General features: G+C 67.1%; 13 protein-coding genes. 1 reads left to right on the top strand and 12 read right to left on the bottom strand.

Annotated features, from left to right (window positions below; genetic code table 11):
• Nucleotides 1–21: 21 nt before the first annotated feature.
• The 11 genes from ligD to N687_RS0102425 all read right to left on the bottom strand — a co-directional run bounded on the left by ligD (nt 22) and on the right by N687_RS0102425 (nt 11911).
• A complete protein-coding gene (ligD, locus tag N687_RS0102475) occupies nt 22–945 on the bottom strand; it encodes a non-homologous end-joining DNA ligase (protein ID WP_029420355.1) in 924 nt (307 codons plus the stop codon).
• On the bottom strand, nt 942–1748 hold the full coding sequence (locus N687_RS0102470) for a Ku protein (RefSeq protein WP_029420354.1): 807 nt from the start codon (nt 1746–1748) through the stop codon (nt 942–944). The genes ligD and N687_RS0102470 overlap by 4 nt, the downstream gene beginning before the upstream one ends.
• A gap of 110 nt (nt 1749–1858) precedes the next feature.
• Nucleotides 1859–4654, bottom strand: coding sequence for an ATP-dependent DNA helicase (locus tag N687_RS0102465; RefSeq protein ID WP_051662890.1), 2796 nt, complete (start codon nt 4652–4654; stop codon nt 1859–1861).
• A 73-nt stretch (nt 4655–4727) separates the two neighbouring features.
• Nucleotides 4728–6281 carry a tetratricopeptide repeat protein gene (locus tag N687_RS0102460; protein ID WP_029420352.1) on the bottom strand — a complete coding sequence of 518 codons (1554 nt, stop codon included), beginning with the start codon at nt 6279–6281 and terminating at the stop codon, nt 4728–4730.
• An 85-nt stretch (nt 6282–6366) separates the two neighbouring features.
• Entirely contained in the window at nt 6367–7392 is a 1026-nt protein-coding gene (locus N687_RS0102455) for a biotin--[acetyl-CoA-carboxylase] ligase (RefSeq protein WP_051662889.1), read from the bottom strand.
• On the bottom strand, nt 7370–8704 hold the full coding sequence (locus N687_RS21895; protein WP_051662888.1) for a CCA tRNA nucleotidyltransferase: 1335 nt from the start codon (nt 8702–8704) through the stop codon (nt 7370–7372). Before N687_RS21895 ends, N687_RS0102455 begins: the two co-directional genes overlap by 23 nt.
• The gene (bshA, locus tag N687_RS0102445) at nt 8704–9831 is read right to left on the bottom strand and encodes an N-acetyl-alpha-D-glucosaminyl L-malate synthase BshA (RefSeq protein WP_029420349.1); all 1128 of its coding nucleotides are present in this window, start codon (nt 9829–9831) and stop codon (nt 8704–8706) included. Before bshA ends, N687_RS21895 begins: the two co-directional genes overlap by 1 nt.
• A 16-nt stretch (nt 9832–9847) precedes the next feature.
• Complete coding sequence (locus N687_RS0102440; RefSeq protein WP_029420348.1) at nt 9848–10270, bottom strand: methylglyoxal synthase; 423 nt, start codon at nt 10268–10270, stop codon at nt 9848–9850.
• A gap of 13 nt (nt 10271–10283) precedes the next feature.
• Entirely contained in the window at nt 10284–11102 is an 819-nt protein-coding gene (dapB, locus tag N687_RS0102435; RefSeq protein ID WP_231493377.1) for a 4-hydroxy-tetrahydrodipicolinate reductase, read from the bottom strand.
• Nucleotides 11103–11104: 2 nt separating this feature from the next.
• Nucleotides 11105–11461, bottom strand: coding sequence for a tetratricopeptide repeat protein (locus N687_RS0102430; protein WP_029420346.1), 357 nt, complete (start codon nt 11459–11461; stop codon nt 11105–11107).
• 75 nt (nt 11462–11536) lie between these two features.
• Nucleotides 11537–11911 (bottom strand): nucleotide pyrophosphohydrolase, encoded by a 375-nt coding sequence (locus tag N687_RS0102425; RefSeq protein WP_081841092.1) that lies wholly within the window; start codon nt 11909–11911, stop codon nt 11537–11539.
• Between the two features lie 157 nt (nt 11912–12068).
• Between N687_RS0102425 and ylbJ the strand changes: the two genes are divergently transcribed.
• Nucleotides 12069–13337: a sporulation integral membrane protein YlbJ gene (gene ylbJ, locus N687_RS0102420; protein ID WP_029420344.1), complete on the top strand. Its 1269-nt coding sequence runs from the start codon at nt 12069–12071 to the stop codon at nt 13335–13337.
• A gap of 148 nt (nt 13338–13485) precedes the next feature.
• On the opposite strand, the gene N687_RS0102415 is transcribed toward ylbJ, so the two are convergent.
• Complete coding sequence (locus tag N687_RS0102415; RefSeq protein ID WP_029420343.1) at nt 13486–14289, bottom strand: undecaprenyl-diphosphate phosphatase; 804 nt, start codon at nt 14287–14289, stop codon at nt 13486–13488.
• Nucleotides 14290–14410 lie beyond the last annotated feature (121 nt).

The following is a 14410-nucleotide window of genomic DNA, read 5'->3' as shown; positions in this document are numbered from 1 at the left end:
TTATACCAAAGCCTGGCCTGCTCACCAGGCCGTTACCGGGTGTCTCCGGAGGAACGACACGATGGGCCGGAGGTCGGCTCCTGGCCCGCACTGCATCAGGTCGCCCCGCTCCTGGACGCGCAGCGGCATGTTGTGCAGGGTGAAATCCTCTGGACGGCTGCCGCGGCCGAGTTCCAGGAAAGTCAGGGGCGCGGATACCGTCGCCTCCCGGCGGGCCCGTGGACTGTATGGTGCGATCAGCGTGCGGGTTGCGCCGTGTTGAAGGTAGTCGACGTACACTTTGTCGCCACGGTCCTTCACCCGGCGCTCCAAGGTGACCAAGTGCGGCAGGCGCTGCAGGGCGTACTCTGCCACGGCGCGCGTAAACACCCGTGTCTGCTCGTACGTGTGCCCCGGGGCCAGGGGAATGAACAGCTGCAGGCCCGTCGCCCCGGAGGTCTTGACGGTATGCGGAAGGTCGAGCCGCTGCAGCAGTTCGTGCAGGCACATCGCCACCGTTCGTACCGGCTCGAATCCCGGAACCGTGGGATCGAGGTCGAACGCCACGGATGTCGGCTCGTTCGGTTTGCCCACTGTGGAGAATCCCACGTGCATCTCCAGGCATCCGATGTTGGCCAGCCACAGGAGCGTCGCGACCGAGTCGACGATGACGTAACGGATCCGTTCCTGGCGATCCTGTGACCACACTGCTTCCGTCCGCACCCACTCGGGCGTGCCTGCCGGAGCATCCTTTTGGTAAAAGGAGTGCCCGTGGATTCCGTCCGGGAACCGGATCATCGTCAGCAGCCGGTCCTGGAGGTGCGGCAGCATCACCGGCGCCATCTGGGCCAGGTAGCGCATGTACCCGAGTTTTGTGATCCCCGCCTCAGGCCAGAGCAGTTTGTCCGGATGAGTGACCGTCACCGGGTGCTCCGCAGGGATCTGGATACCCGCGCCCGCGTTCACGACGTCTTCTTCTTCCGCGCTTGGCGCTTGGGCTTCGTCTGTCGGATGCTCTCCTGCAGGGCTTCCATCAGATCGACGATGTTCTCCGTCCGGCGTCCTGTCACCGCCGGTTGCGCCACTTCCTCGTTGGCGATCTTGCGCTCAATCATGGCGATGACCTCGTTGCGGTGTTCATCGACGTACTTCTCCGGTTCGAACCGGGTCGACAACTGATTGACCAGGGTCACTGCCATCTCCACTTCGCGATCGCTCAGCGCGGCTTCGGCGTGCAGGTTCGGCAGTTCCTCGGTCGAGCGCACCTCGTCCGGCCAGAACAGGGTTTCCATCAGGATGACGCCCTGATGGACGCGGACGCAGGCCAAGGTCTCGCGGTTCCGCAGCACCGTCCGTGCAATGGCGATCTTTCCCGTCTCCCGCATCGCCCTCTCCAGCAACCGGTAGGCCTTGACACCAGACGACTCCGGAGCCAGGTAGTACGTCCTGTCGAAGTAGACGGGGTCGATCTCGGTCAATTCCACGAAGTCGACGATGTCAATGGTCTGGGAGCGCTCCTTTTTCAGGGCCTGCAGGTCTTCGTCGTCGAGCACGACGAACCGGTTCGGCTCATATTCAAATCCGCGCACGATCTCCTCCCACGGCACGGGCCGGTTGCACGTGGGGCAGGTGCGTTGGTATTCAATCGGGGTCTTGCATGCCTTGTGCAGATAGCGGAACTTCACGTCCTTCGACTCCGTGGCCGCAAACATGCGCACGGGGACGTTGACCAAGCCAAAGCTGATGGAACCTTTCCACATGGTGTGCATGGGGGCACCTCCTCGCGTCCGCTCACGCTGTAGTGTGGGCAAGCGCGAGGGGTTCATGCGGCCGATCTGTCCCTTGACCGGGTCGGGGCGACACGATACGCCGGACCGGCTCAGCCCGGGGTCCTCTGGCCGCGCAGAAAGGCGGCCGCACGGGCGAGGACGTCCCGCTCCCGTCCGGTGACGGCGCGCAGCCCGGGGATGGACCGAATGAATGTGCGGCCGTACGCGTGCGTGATGATGCGCTTGTCGAATACGACGACGACACCGCGATCGTCCACGGTGCGGATCAGGCGCCCCACTCCCTGCCGGAACCGGACGACCGCGTCGGGCAAGCTGTGGAATGCGAAGGGATTGAGGCCTTGGGCCTCCAAACGCTCGCAGCGCGCCTGGTGCACGGGATGTGACGGCGGCGAGAAGGGCAGCCGCACGATGACCAGGGCCACCAGTTGATCGCCCGGCAGGTCGATGCCCTCCCAGAACGATTGCGTGCCGAACAGGACCGAATGCGGATTTTTCCGGAAGGCGTCGAGCAGTTGGGTGCGTCCCCCGTCAATGCCCTGGGCATACACGACGATCCCGTGCGGCGCGAGCGCGGACCGCGCCCGCTCGGCGGTCGCCCGCAGCAGCGCGTGGCTGGTGAACAGGGCCAACAGGCGCCCGCCGCTGACCCGGGCGAGTTGGACGATGGATTCTCCCACCCAGGGCGCCGCTTCCTCCGGTTCCATTCGGGCCAGCTCCGGGACGTCGGTCGGCACGCACAACAGCGCCTGGCGCGACATGGAGAACGGCGAGGCCACCGTCAGCGTCCTCAGGCGCCCTTCCCGTTGTGCGCCCTCCAGGCCGAAGCGGCGGACGGCGTGGTGGAACTGCCCGTCGACGGTCAGCGTCGCCGAGGTCAGGATCACCGACGGCGTGGCGTCGAACAGGTTCTCCTTGAGAATGGACGCCACGTCGATGGGGGCGCGGTGCAGACTGATGCGCAGGTGGCCGGACGATGACCCCTCCCGAGGTCCGGCCTGCACCCAGGTGACCCAGGCCTCGTCCGACAAATGGGCGCCCTCGATCAGCACGCGGAGCTGATCCGTCAGTGCAACCAGGAAGCCGCGGGCGTCCACCAGCCGCCCGGAGAGGTCGGCATCGTCCACCTGGGCCACTTCCTCAAGGCGCGTGGCTATCCGCTCGAGTTCCCGAATTTGGTCGCCCAATTGCTGCGTCTGTGCCTGGTACGCCTGCCATGCCGTCGACGACTGCACCGCCGGCGTCAGGCGAAGCTCCGATTGACCCTGCGGCATCAAGGCCGCCAGTGCCGTGAAAGCCGCCTCGACGGTTCTGCGGACGTCCCCGAGCCGCTCGAGCAGGTTCTCCAAGGGACCCGCTGCCCGCTGCGCCGACGTCTCCGCCCCCTGCAGACGATGGATCAATTCCGGGATGATGCCGCTCCGGCCGCCTTCGCGCGCCAAACGTTGCATCATCGCCGCGATGGCGCCCCAATGCACCTCATCCCCGAGATGGCGGGTGGCCTCCTCCTCCAAGTGGTGGGCCTCGTCGACAATCAGCTTGTCATAGCGCGGAAGCACCCGGCGTTCCGCCTTCAGATCGGAGAACACCAGCGAATGGTTGGCGATGACCACATCCGCTTGATACGCCCGGCCGCGGGCACGGAAGTAGTAACAAGGTTTGAAAAACGGGCACCGTTTGCCGATGCACGTCTCGGTTTCGCTCTGCACGCGCGACCACACCTCGTGCATCCGGCCGTGCACCGGCAGCTCCTCCCGGTCCCCGGTCTCCGTCTCCACCAACCAGGCCAGCAGCCGCAGGTACACTTCCAGCTCGCCTGGGTCGGTCGCCAAGTTGGCGGTGTGGACCTCCTGCTGGAGCTTGCGCATGCAGACGTAGTGCGTCCGTCCCTTGAGCACCGCCAGCTCCAACGGGTGTTCGATCACGCTGCGCAGCAACGGAAAGTCCCGGTGTTCAATCTGATCCTGCAGGGCGATGGTGTGCGTCGAGACCACCACGCGGGTGTTGCGGGAGAGGGCGTACAGGGCCGCGGGCACGAGGTAGGCGAGGGACTTTCCGGTACCTGTCCCGGCCTCCACCATCAAATGCGCGTCCGCGTCCAGCGCCTCGCGCACGGCGCGCGCCATCTCCAGCTGTCCCTCCCGGACCTGAAACCCAGGGAGGCGGCGTGCGAACGGGCCCTCAGGTCCCAGCAGATCCTCGGCCAAGGGCCACGCCTCCTCCTCCCCGTCCGCCCCCGCAGCGGATCCGTCCGGCGCGTCCGCCACGGACTCGCCGGACTCGGCCAGCGCCGCGGCGGGATCGTCGCGAAACACCAGGGACTGAATCTGCCGGCAGCCTTCCGGCAAGGCCAAGCCTGCCTGCGCCTGGCGCCGTTCGGCGGCCCATTGGAACCACTCCGCCAACGGCCTGGACAGAAACGTCGCGATGTGCGCCATCTGCTGGAGGGTGTGTGCCGGCAGTCGCAGGGCTCGGTCGATCAACGCGTCCCACATCCGGCGGACCGGGTTGTCCGGCGCGGCGTCCACCGCGTCTTCTGCCGCCTGCAGGGGCACGCCGGAGACCCACTCCGGGGCCAGAATTCGCGCCATCTGGGTGAGATCCAGGACGTCGGCGGCGTCGGGCCACAGCACCGCTCCACCGGAGATCTCCGCCAACCGCTCCAGCGTGGCCGTGCTCTCGAAGGCCAGTGTGGCCTCGGCCAGATGTTCGGCGAAGGCCGCCCAGGCCGCATCCGCCGTGCCCTCACCCCGTTGCGCCCCGCGCCCGCATGGGGGCGTGGTCCGTTGCAGGGTGTATGCCCACACCCCGTCCTGCCAGCATGCGGCGTCCAGCCAGGGTATGGAAGCGTCGTGCCGGGTGTCCAGGTGAACGACGATGACCTTCACCCATCCGCCTCCCCCGCGTGTCCGTCCAATGTCCTTCCCATTGTACCAGACACGGCGACGGATGGCGGCGATGTCAGGAGGGGTCCGGGGATTTCAGCTGGCGGGCGCGGTCCTGCCACTTTTCCGCCTCGAGCGGGCGGCCGAGCCGTTCCGCCGTCTCCGCCAGCGCGGAGAGGATGGCGGCATTCGGCGCTCCCCAGGCGGCAGCCGCCTTCAGATACCGTTCCGCCTGCTCGGGGCAACCCGCGTCCAGCATGGCCCGCCCGTACCAGTACAGGGCCAGCCTGCGCACTGCCGGCCGGGTGTCTTTGGCGGCGCGCAGGAACCGGGTATGCGCCTTACGTGGCTCGCCCCGTTCCAGGCTGACCTTGCCGAGGGCTATCCAGACGAGGGATTTGTTGGGGTACTTGGCGAGACAGCGGGTCAACACCCGTTCGGCCCGATCCAGATCGCCCGCCAGGAGCAGCACCACGCCGAGCTGCACCATGGCCGCGGCGTCCTCGCGGCAGGCGGCGAGCCGCTTCTGCAGCAACGCCTGGGCTTCGTCCGTCTTTCCCTGCTGGAGCCTGACCCATGCCAACAACGACCAGGCCGAACCCGCATCTGGATGGGCGCGGATCACCGCCTGGCAGGCCCGTGCACACGCGTCCCACTCCCCCTTGACCCGATGGAGGTGCGCCGTGAGCAGCATGAGATCCGCATGTCGGGGGTGATAGGACAGCGCCTGGCGGCAGGTGTTTTCCGCGTCGGTGATGTGGTTGCGGGCGAACTGGACGGCGGCGAGTACGCAGGCGGCCTCGGCATCGCAGGGATCGAGGGCAAAGGCCAGGGCCGCACACCGCTCGGCGGCCGCGAGGTCGCCCAACTTGGCGTAACACAGGGAGAGATTGAACCAAGCGTCCGGATACTTGGGGAGTGCAGCCGTGACGCGGGCGAGCGCTTGCAACGCCAATTCCGTCCGCCCCGCGGCCAGATGGATCTGCGCTTCGATCTCGCGCATGGCGCACGCGACGAGCGGGTCGGTGACGTACTTGCGCAGATGCTCCAACTGTGCCATGGCGTCCTCGCTCCGCCCCTCGGCCGCATAGGACGCGGCCAGGTACAGCCGGGCGAGGGGCGTCTCCGCCTCTTGCACAACCTGCTCCAGGGCCGCGGCGGCGTCTCGGAACATGGCGAGATCGAAATAGCCGAGCCCTTTTCGGAACTGGACGGACACGGGAGGGGCGTCGTCGAAACCGAGCTCCGCCCACGCCGGCGCCGGTGGCGGATCCACCTTGTGACCTTGCCCGGCCGCCAGCCGCACCGCCGGCTCCGCCGGAGCCGGGAGGCGATGGGCGTGGGCCGTGCGGCTCACGGTGGTGCCTGGTCCGGACGCTTTGGCTTGTACGGGCGCCGCGGCCACCGGCGCCTCGGCGGGTGATGCCGGTTCGGGCAGATCATAGGTGTGGATCAAGTCGATGATCTGCTCCTCCAGCGTCATCCAGTGGTCGATGTACTGCTCGCCCAATTGGCGCAGGCAGTACAACTCTTCGGCGAGATAGCGGCGGAGGTCGGCGTCCGCCGTCGCTAACTGCTTGCGGATCCGGTCCACGGCGCGAAACAACAAGGCGAAACCCGCGTCAAACACGCGCCACTCCCCCTTTTGTCCGTAGATTGAACGGACATCTGGAGCATTATGCACGTGTTTCCAGGCGATGTTCGCCCTCCATTCTTCAATGGGAGAACAGGACTTCCCCGGTGTGGATGACGAGCCGCCTCCCGTCCGCGGCATCCACCTGCAGAGCTCCGGATTCATCCACCGTGAGGGCCCGGCCTTCCACCACCCCGCGCGGGGTCTCGACCTGTACCCACTGACCCAGGGTGACGCAGGCTTGGCTCCACTCGTCCATGACGCTGGCGAACCCCTCCCCCGTCTCGGCCAGTCGGCGGTACAATGGGTCGAACTGGTTGCACACCTCGGCGCACAGAAGCGCGGGCGGCACTTTCCGCCCCGTCACGGCCAGGAGGGAGGTGGCGCGATCCCGCAGTTCAGCGGGGAACGCGTCGTCCGGGATGTTGGCGTTGATCCCGATGCCCACCACCGCGTGCTCGACCAGCTCCCCTTCCGCCCGGATCTCCGCGAGGATGCCGCACATCTTTCGCCCCTTCATCAACAGGTCGTTCGGCCACTTGATGTCCGGGGCCGCCTCGGCCACACGCGCGATCGCCCGCCGGACGGCGACGCTCGCCAGGAGGGTCAGCTCAGGGGCGCGACGAAGCGGCAGGGGGCGCGTGAGCACCAGCGAAAACCACAGCCCTTCCGGGGGCGAGAACCAGGCTCGGCCGCGACGGCCGCGTCCGCCCCGCTGGCGGCCCGCCGCGACGAGAAAACCGTTCGAAACGCCGCGGCGCGCCCATTCACTGGCCAGCGTGTTGGTGGAGTCCACTTCGTCGTACCAGATTCCCCGCCTGCCCAGCTCTGTCCCGGGCGCCAGGTGGCGGCGGACGAGCACTGGCAGGGCCTTGTCCGGAACGGCCTGCAGCCGGTGGCCCAACCGCGGTACCGACTCGATGACGAAACCTTGCTCCATGAGGGCCTGCACGTGTTTCCAGATGGCCGTGCGCGACAGGCCGGTCTTCTCGCTCAGCGCCGTTCCGGACACGAAGGTGCCAGAGGCGTCGAGCAAGGCGGCCGCGACGGCCTCGCGCGCCGCCTCCGCGTCGGCGCGGCGCGGGTCATTGATCCACGCTTCTCCCACGGTGCTCCTCCTTTCGCGTCCTTTGCGCCTCCTCCGCCTCCGCTGCCCATCGGCGCGCCAGAGGAATTAGCTCGACGGGGTCGTTCGCCACGTCCCCGCGGAGGACGGCATCGACCAAACGGTCTCTCACCTGGCCGATGGCCGGGCCCTGAAGGCCGAGGGCAGCCAGGGTACGTCCGTCGACGGCCAGGTCCCCGATGTGGCGCAGCGGCTGCCGGGCGGCGTATGACTCGTAAGACTCCGTCCGCGTGAACGGGCCGTCCGGGCGCTCCCACCAGTCGAGGAGGCGGCAGGCGATGGCCAGCGCTGGAGGATGTTCGCGCCACAGGGCGAACCGCCATTGAACCGGAGAAAATCCGGCGGGGTCGTCGGCCATCGCCGCCATCGCTCGCGTGGCCAAGCGGCCGATCCGGACCGGCCAGCGGACGGAACGGGCCAAGGCCGCAGCCGCCTGGGGCGGACAGCCGGAGGCGAACGCCCATACGGCGAGACTGGACGCCTGCCGCTCCTCCCCGCTCCAGGGCGGAGGCCGCCTCACGGCACGCGGCCATGCTGCCAGGTGTTTCGGCAGACCGGCCAGCCGAGCGAACCCCGGATACAGGTCCGGCCAAGGCAGCGGCAACTGGCGCAGGTACGAACCGCAGGCTAAGGCATCGGCCACCGTACCCCAGGCGGCCTGCGCGATACGCGCCAGTTCCTGGCCGATCCGCTCGAGGGAGATCCGTCCCAGCCTGTCCGCTTCCCGCTCCATCGCGGCCTGCGTCGCGGGATCCATCGCGAACCCGAGCTCGGCCGCGAACCGGAGTCCGCGCAGGATGCGCAGACCGTCCTCGGTGAATCGCTCGCCCGCCTCCCCCACCGCCCGGATGCGGCGCCGCACCAGGTCCTGCGCCCCGCCGAACGGATCCACCAGGTGTCCGGCGCGGTCCATCGCCATGGCGTTGATGGTGAAATCACGCCGTGCCAGATCCGCCTCAATCCGGTCCGTGAAGCGGACCCGGTCGGGATGGCGCCCGTCCGAATAGCCGTCCTCCACGCGAAAGGTCGTCACCTCGACGGGCATGCCGGGCGCCGAGGCGGGCAGGACGGTGACCGTCCCGTGGCGAACTCCAGTGGGGATGGTGCGCTCGAAGAGTGCGGCCACCTGCGCCGGCAGGGCGTCGGTGGCGATGTCGTAATCGTGGCAGGGCCGCCCGAGCAAGCGGTCGCGCACCCCGCCGCCGACGACGAACGCCTGGAATCCGGCGGTCTCCAGCGTCCCGAGCACCTCTTCCACGTGGGCCGGCCATTCTGTCCCTCGCCCGAACGCCATTACACGGGCTCCCCTTCACACAGGGATTGGTACAAGCGTTCGTACTCCGCGACCTTATCGGCCATGGAGAATGCCGATCGGGCGCGCGCCACGGCCTGGCGCGACAACCTCTGGTGCAGCGCATCGTCCGATAGCACCCGGACCGCGGCTTGCGCCATCCCCTCCACGTCGCCGACGGGCCGCAGGAATCCCGTCTCTCCGTCGCGCACGACCTCCGGGATGCCGCCCGCGTCGCTGGCGATGACGGGCACGCCGCAGGCCATCGCCTCCAGGGCCGCCAACCCGAAGCTCTCCTGTTGCGATGGCAGGAGGAACAAGTCGGCCACCTGGTAGAGGGGGACCACGTCGTCCTGCTTGCCGAGGAAGACCACGTGCGGGGCGATGCCGAGGGTCTCCGTCAATTGGCGAACCTCCCAAGCATCCGGCCCTTCCCCGACGAGCACGAGCCGGGCTGCCACCTTCGTCCGCACGCGCGCGAACACGCGCAGCACGTCGGCCACGCGCTTGACGGGGCGGAAATTGGAGACGTGCAGGAGGATCGGCTCGCCGTTCGGTGCCAGCGCGCGGCGGAGGTCCGGTAGCTCTGCCGGGCGAAAGACGTGCGGATCGACGAAGTTGTGGATGCAGTGGATAGGCCGCTCGAGGCCGAACCGCGCCTCCGTCTGGGCGGCGAGGCTGCGGCTGACGGCGGTCACCGCGTCGCTGTGCAGCAAGCCGAAGCGGACGAGGTCGAACAGGGTGCGATCCTGGGACAGCAGGGTGACATCCGTCCCGTGCAGGGTGGTCACCACCGGTACGCGCCGGCGCGGGGCCATCTGCCTGGCGAGAAACGCGCATACCGCGAAAGGAAGTGCGTAGTGGACGTGCAGGACGTCGATCCGATGCTGCTCCATCACCCGGGCCATCCAGGCGGCCAGAGCGAGATCGATGGGCGTGCGCCACACCGGGTACGACACCACGTCCACTTCGTGCACCTGGACGTGCGGATCGAACGCTCCGAGGCGGAACGGGATGTCCGACACGATGAAGTGGACCTCGTGCCCGCGCCGGCCGAGGGCTTTGCCGAGTTCTGCCGCCAGCGCCCCAGAGCCGCCGACGGTGGGATGACAGCTGATGCCGATGCGCATCCGTTCGCCTCCCCGCTCAGCGGTCCGCACCGTCTCCCGAATCGTCGTGGAGCACGCGCCGCCAATCGAGATCGCCCCGCTCCAAGCCGCGCAACAGGGCTTCGGCGGTGGCCAGGTTGGTCGCCACGGGCACGTTGTGGACGTCGCACAGGCGCAACAGGGCGGTGATGTCCGGCTCGTGCGGCTGGGCGGTCAGGGGATCGCGCAGGAAGACCACCATGTCGATGATGTCTTCCGCGATGCGCGCGCCGATCTGCTGGTCGCCGCCGAGCGGCCCGGAGAGCACCCGGTGCACCGTCAGTCCGGTGGCTTCGGCGATCCGCTGGCCCGTGGTGCCGGTCGCGTACAGCGTCGCCTGAGCGAAGATGTGGCGGTAGGCGATGACGAAGTTAACCAGGCTGTCCTTCATCCGGTCGTGGGCAATCAGGGCGATATTCATACCGCGTTCCTCCTCACCACAGCAGGTGTTCGAGCCCATAGACCATGCCCCGGACCTCCAGGACGCGGGCGCAGGCCAACAGCACGCCGGGCATGAAGCTGGTCCGCGACAGGGAGTCGTGGCGGATGGTCAACACCTCGCCGGCCCCGCCGAAGATGACCTCCTGGTGCGCGACCAGCCCGGGCAGGCGGACGCTGTGAATGGGTACGCCTCGATAGGACCATCCGCGCGCGGGGGGCGCGTCGGCGGCCGCCGCGCCCTCGGCGGAGACGGGATGGGCGGCGGGATCGCCCGCGGCCTCTTCCCGGTGAGCGGCCATCTGTTCAGCAGTGCGGCGGGCCGTTCCCGAAGGCGCGTCCTTCTTGCCGTCGTGATGCATCTCGATGATTTCGGCGCGGGTGAAGAACCGCGCCGCCTCAGCCGCAAAGCGCATCATCAACAGGGCGCCAATGGCGAAGTTGGGGGCGGCGATGCCACCGATGCCCTGGCGCAAGCACGCCTCATTCCAGCGCGCCACATCCTCCGGCGTGTAGCCAGTGGCGCCCACGACCGGAGAGACCCCGAAGGCAATACAGCGGTCCACGTGGCCGACGACGCTGCGGGCGTCCGTAAAATCGAGCCAGACGTCCGGATGAACTTCCATCAACAGGTGCTCCGGGTCGTCGTACGCCGGGCATGGGTATCGCCCCGATGCCTGGGCTTGTCCCGCGTCGCGCACCAAAACCGCGACCGTGTCGAAGCGATCGTCCGCCGCCAGCGCCCTGAGGGCTTCCGAGCCCATTTTGCCGGCAGCGCCGGCGACGGCGACCGTGATGCGATGGCGAGAAGCCAACCTCATTCCTCCTCTCCCAGCCGCACACGGACTGGGTCCTCGATGGTGTCGCTGTCCGGCGGCGCGTCCGCGGCCGCAGTCTCGGGGTAGGCCGGATGCGCCTGCACCCAGGCCGCCTGCACCCGCCGGACGTGTTCTTGATAGAGCACGTTTTCCGGGTCCAACCGGGCGGCCTCTGCCGCCCAGGCCAGTGCAGGTTCCCAATCTTCATTGCGCAGCGCGGTTACGGAGGCGTGAAAATAACATGCCGGGTTGTCCGGGTCGCAGGCGATGGCACGCCGAAATGCCTCCATGGCGCGGTTGAAGTCGCGAATGTATAGGTAGGAAAAGGCCACCTTCAACCAACGTTCCCCGAGCATGGCCGCCACCTCCCGCTGCCATCGTATGCGCGGGCCAAGCAGCGGACTGTACCCTTGCCCAAGCCCCGCCCGTCCTCAAGGCGTGTGTCCGCGCCCCGCCTCTCCTTGCCGGGACTCGTCAGACGGCGATCCGATGCGCGTCCAGCGGTCGCGATCGCGCGTGCGAAACTTGTCCATCACGCCGGTGAATGCCTGTTCCAGGTCGATGCCGAGGCGATTCGCGAGACACGTGATGACAAACAGGAGGTCGCCCAGTTCCAGTGCAATGCTGCCCTCCGGTTCGTCCGGTTTTTTCGGCTTTTCCCCGTGCAGGTGATTGACCTCGCGTGCCAGTTCCCCCAACTCTTCCGCCAGGCGGACCACCAGGGTCATCGGCGTGAAGTACCCTTCCTTGAACTGGCGGATGTACGCGTCGACCTCCTCCTGCATGCCGCGCACGGTCAGCGCCATCCCCATCCCTCCTGTCCGCACCTTCACGTTCCTACCTTACTATACCGGGGGGCGCCATGACAAACCGGCACGGGCACAGGCGAACATAAACGCCGGGCCTGACCAATATGATGTTATGGACCATCCAGGGGACAACTCCGGTAAAGGAGATGACACCGTGAACGCATCGCGGGCTCGACACCTGTCGACCTACCTGTTGGGGCTGGCCGTCGTGATCTTCTGCGTCGCGCTGGTCGTCTATCCCAAGCCAGGATTCGAAGCAGGCATCGCTGGCCTGCGCGTATTCTGGGACGTCGTGTTTCCGTCTCTGCTGCCTTTCTTCATCCTCTCCGAACTGATGCTTGGACTCGGCGTGGTCCATGGCCTCGGGATTCTTCTCGAACCCCTGATGCGGCCGCTGTTCAGCGTCCCCGGTATCGGCGCGTTCGCCCTGTCCATGGGCTTGGCCGCCGGTTACCCCATGGACGCCGTGATCACCGCACGTTTTCGTGAATCGGGCATGTGCACACGGATCGAGGGAGAGCGGCTCCTGGCCTTCACGAATACCGCCGATCCCTTGTTCATGATCAGCGCGGTCGCCGTGGGGATGTTCAAATCGCCAGAACTCGGCATTCTGATCGCCGTGGCGCACTATATCTCTGCGTTTGTGGTCGGCGTCAGCTTCAAGTTCTGGGGTCGGGGCAAAGGCGAATCCCCAAAGGCCGAGACGAAAGCTCAGGGCAACATCTTCATCCGTGCGCTGCGAGAGATCCCACGTGCTCGGGCCGAGGACGGCCGCCCGTTCGGCAAACTGCTGCGGGAGGCGGTCACGGAATCGATGATGACGCTGTTTATGATCTGCGGTTTCATCGTGTTTTTCGCGGTGATGATCGAGATTCTGCACCTGTCGGGCATTCTCGCCCTCCTGGGGCTGCCCGTGGCGGCCGTCTACCACCTGCTCGGCGTGCACAGCAGCCTCGTCAATCCGACGTTGGCCGGTCTGCTCGAGATCGACATCGGCAGCGCGCAGGCCGCGGCTGTCTCCAACGCACCGTTGCTGCAGCGCGTGGCCATCGTCAGCGGCATTGTCGCGTGGAGCGGTCTGGCCGTACATGCGCAGGTAGCGAGCGTCATCACAAACACCGACATCCGCATGTTTCCCTACTTCCTCGCCCGCTTCGCTCACGGCGTGTTGGCGGCCATCCTGACGCTCGTCCTGTGGGCATTTGGTCTGGGGAAGCCCGCCAGCGCCGCTCTGGCGCAGGCCGTCCCTGTCTTCGCTTCGTTCCGGGCCGCCTCCGAAGGCGCCCCGTGGTGGCAGGTGATGGCGCTCGGCCTGACGACCTGGGTCTGGTTGTTGGGAGGGCTGCTCCTCCTCTCCGTCGTCGTCTATCTCCTGCGCAAGACCCGGATCATCGCCTGGCGCGTCAAGATGCACCGGGCCTGAATGGCGGCTCGGCCCGCGCCGCCGGTGATGGTGACGCAGCATCGACTTGCACATCCTCCACAGATCGGGGGGCTGGCGCTCGTGCGCCAGCCCCCCATCGCTTCGCCGGCGGGTGTTCCGTGGCCGGCATGCCCTCGTGAAATGGTGCTCACCACAGGGGCGGGAACCAACGGTGGTGGAACAGCTGATCGATGAACACGAACTCGGCCAGGATCCACACGTACCAAGCGAACCACTTCATCTGCGCATTGCGCAGCAGCCACAGGGTGAACTTCACCGACGCGTAGCCTGCCACCAACGCGGCGACGGTGCCACTGATCATCGGTCCCCAATGGATGGCCGTCCCGCCGGCTGGGTGCTCCAGCACCTCCTCCAGCTCGACCAAGGTGGCCCCGAGGATGGCCGGAATCGACAACAAAAACGAGAACCGGCCCGCTGCATCCCGGTCCATGCCACGCCACAGCGCGGCCGCCATGGTCAGACCGGAACGCGACAATGCCGGGAGAATGGCCATTCCTTGCAGGGTGCCCACCCACAGCGCGTCCGCCGGCCTCATGTTCTGCTCCGTCTTCTCGCCTGAAGGCACGGTGTCCATCCACCACAGAATGATCCCCGTGACGACGAACTCGATCCCGAGGGTGACGCCGCTGGCAAAGAGGTTCTCAAACAACTCCTCGAACAACGCGCCCACTATCGCCGTCGGGACCAGCGCCAAAAGGATCATCCGCGTCGTCCACGACCAAGGGTGGCGGATCAGCCAAGCCACCTCCCGGCGGAACGCCCACACCACGGCCACCAGGGTCCCCAAATGCACGAAGGTGATGAACAGCAGGGAGTCTCCGGAGATGTGCCATATCTTCTGCAACAACACCAGGTGCCCCGAGCTGGAGATCGGCAGGAATTCGGTCACGCCCTGCACCACGCCCAGCACGATGGCTTGCAGATGGGTCATTCCACCCCCTCCTTTCCCCTCCAAATTGGACGGCTGCCCTAGGGGGACAACCGCTGGTTCTATGTATATAGGCCCTGTGACGGGGACATGTCCCGCCTCCAACATCTTTGGGACAGACCCG

This window comes from Alicyclobacillus macrosporangiidus CPP55 (assembly GCF_000702485.1).
GTDB classification, from domain to species: Bacteria; Bacillota; Bacilli; order Alicyclobacillales; family Alicyclobacillaceae; genus Alicyclobacillus_H; species Alicyclobacillus_H macrosporangiidus_B.
Note: the sequence above shows the minus strand (reverse complement) of the source record. Positions and strands in the feature narration are given on the sequence as shown.

Bases quoted from the DNA above. Each gene is read 5' to 3' on its own strand.
- N687_RS0102470 (WP_029420354.1), bottom strand. From the start codon at position 1,748: ATGCACACCATGTGGAAAGGTTCCATCAGCTTTGGCTTGGTCAACGTC.
- N687_RS21895 (WP_051662888.1), bottom strand. From the start codon at position 8,704: ATGGCGTTCGGGCGAGGGACAGAATGGCCGGCCCACGTGGAAGAGGTG.
- N687_RS0102430 (WP_029420346.1), bottom strand. From the start codon at position 11,461: ATGCTCGGGGAACGTTGGTTGAAGGTGGCCTTTTCCTACCTATACATT.
- bshA (WP_029420349.1), bottom strand. From the start codon at position 9,831: ATGCGCATCGGCATCAGCTGTCATCCCACCGTCGGCGGCTCTGGGGCG.
- N687_RS0102440 (WP_029420348.1), bottom strand. From the start codon at position 10,270: ATGAATATCGCCCTGATTGCCCACGACCGGATGAAGGACAGCCTGGTT.
- N687_RS0102415 (WP_029420343.1), bottom strand. From the start codon at position 14,289: ATGACCCATCTGCAAGCCATCGTGCTGGGCGTGGTGCAGGGCGTGACC.
- N687_RS0102425 (WP_081841092.1), bottom strand. From the start codon at position 11,911: ATGGCGCTGACCGTGCGCGGCATGCAGGAGGAGGTCGACGCGTACATC.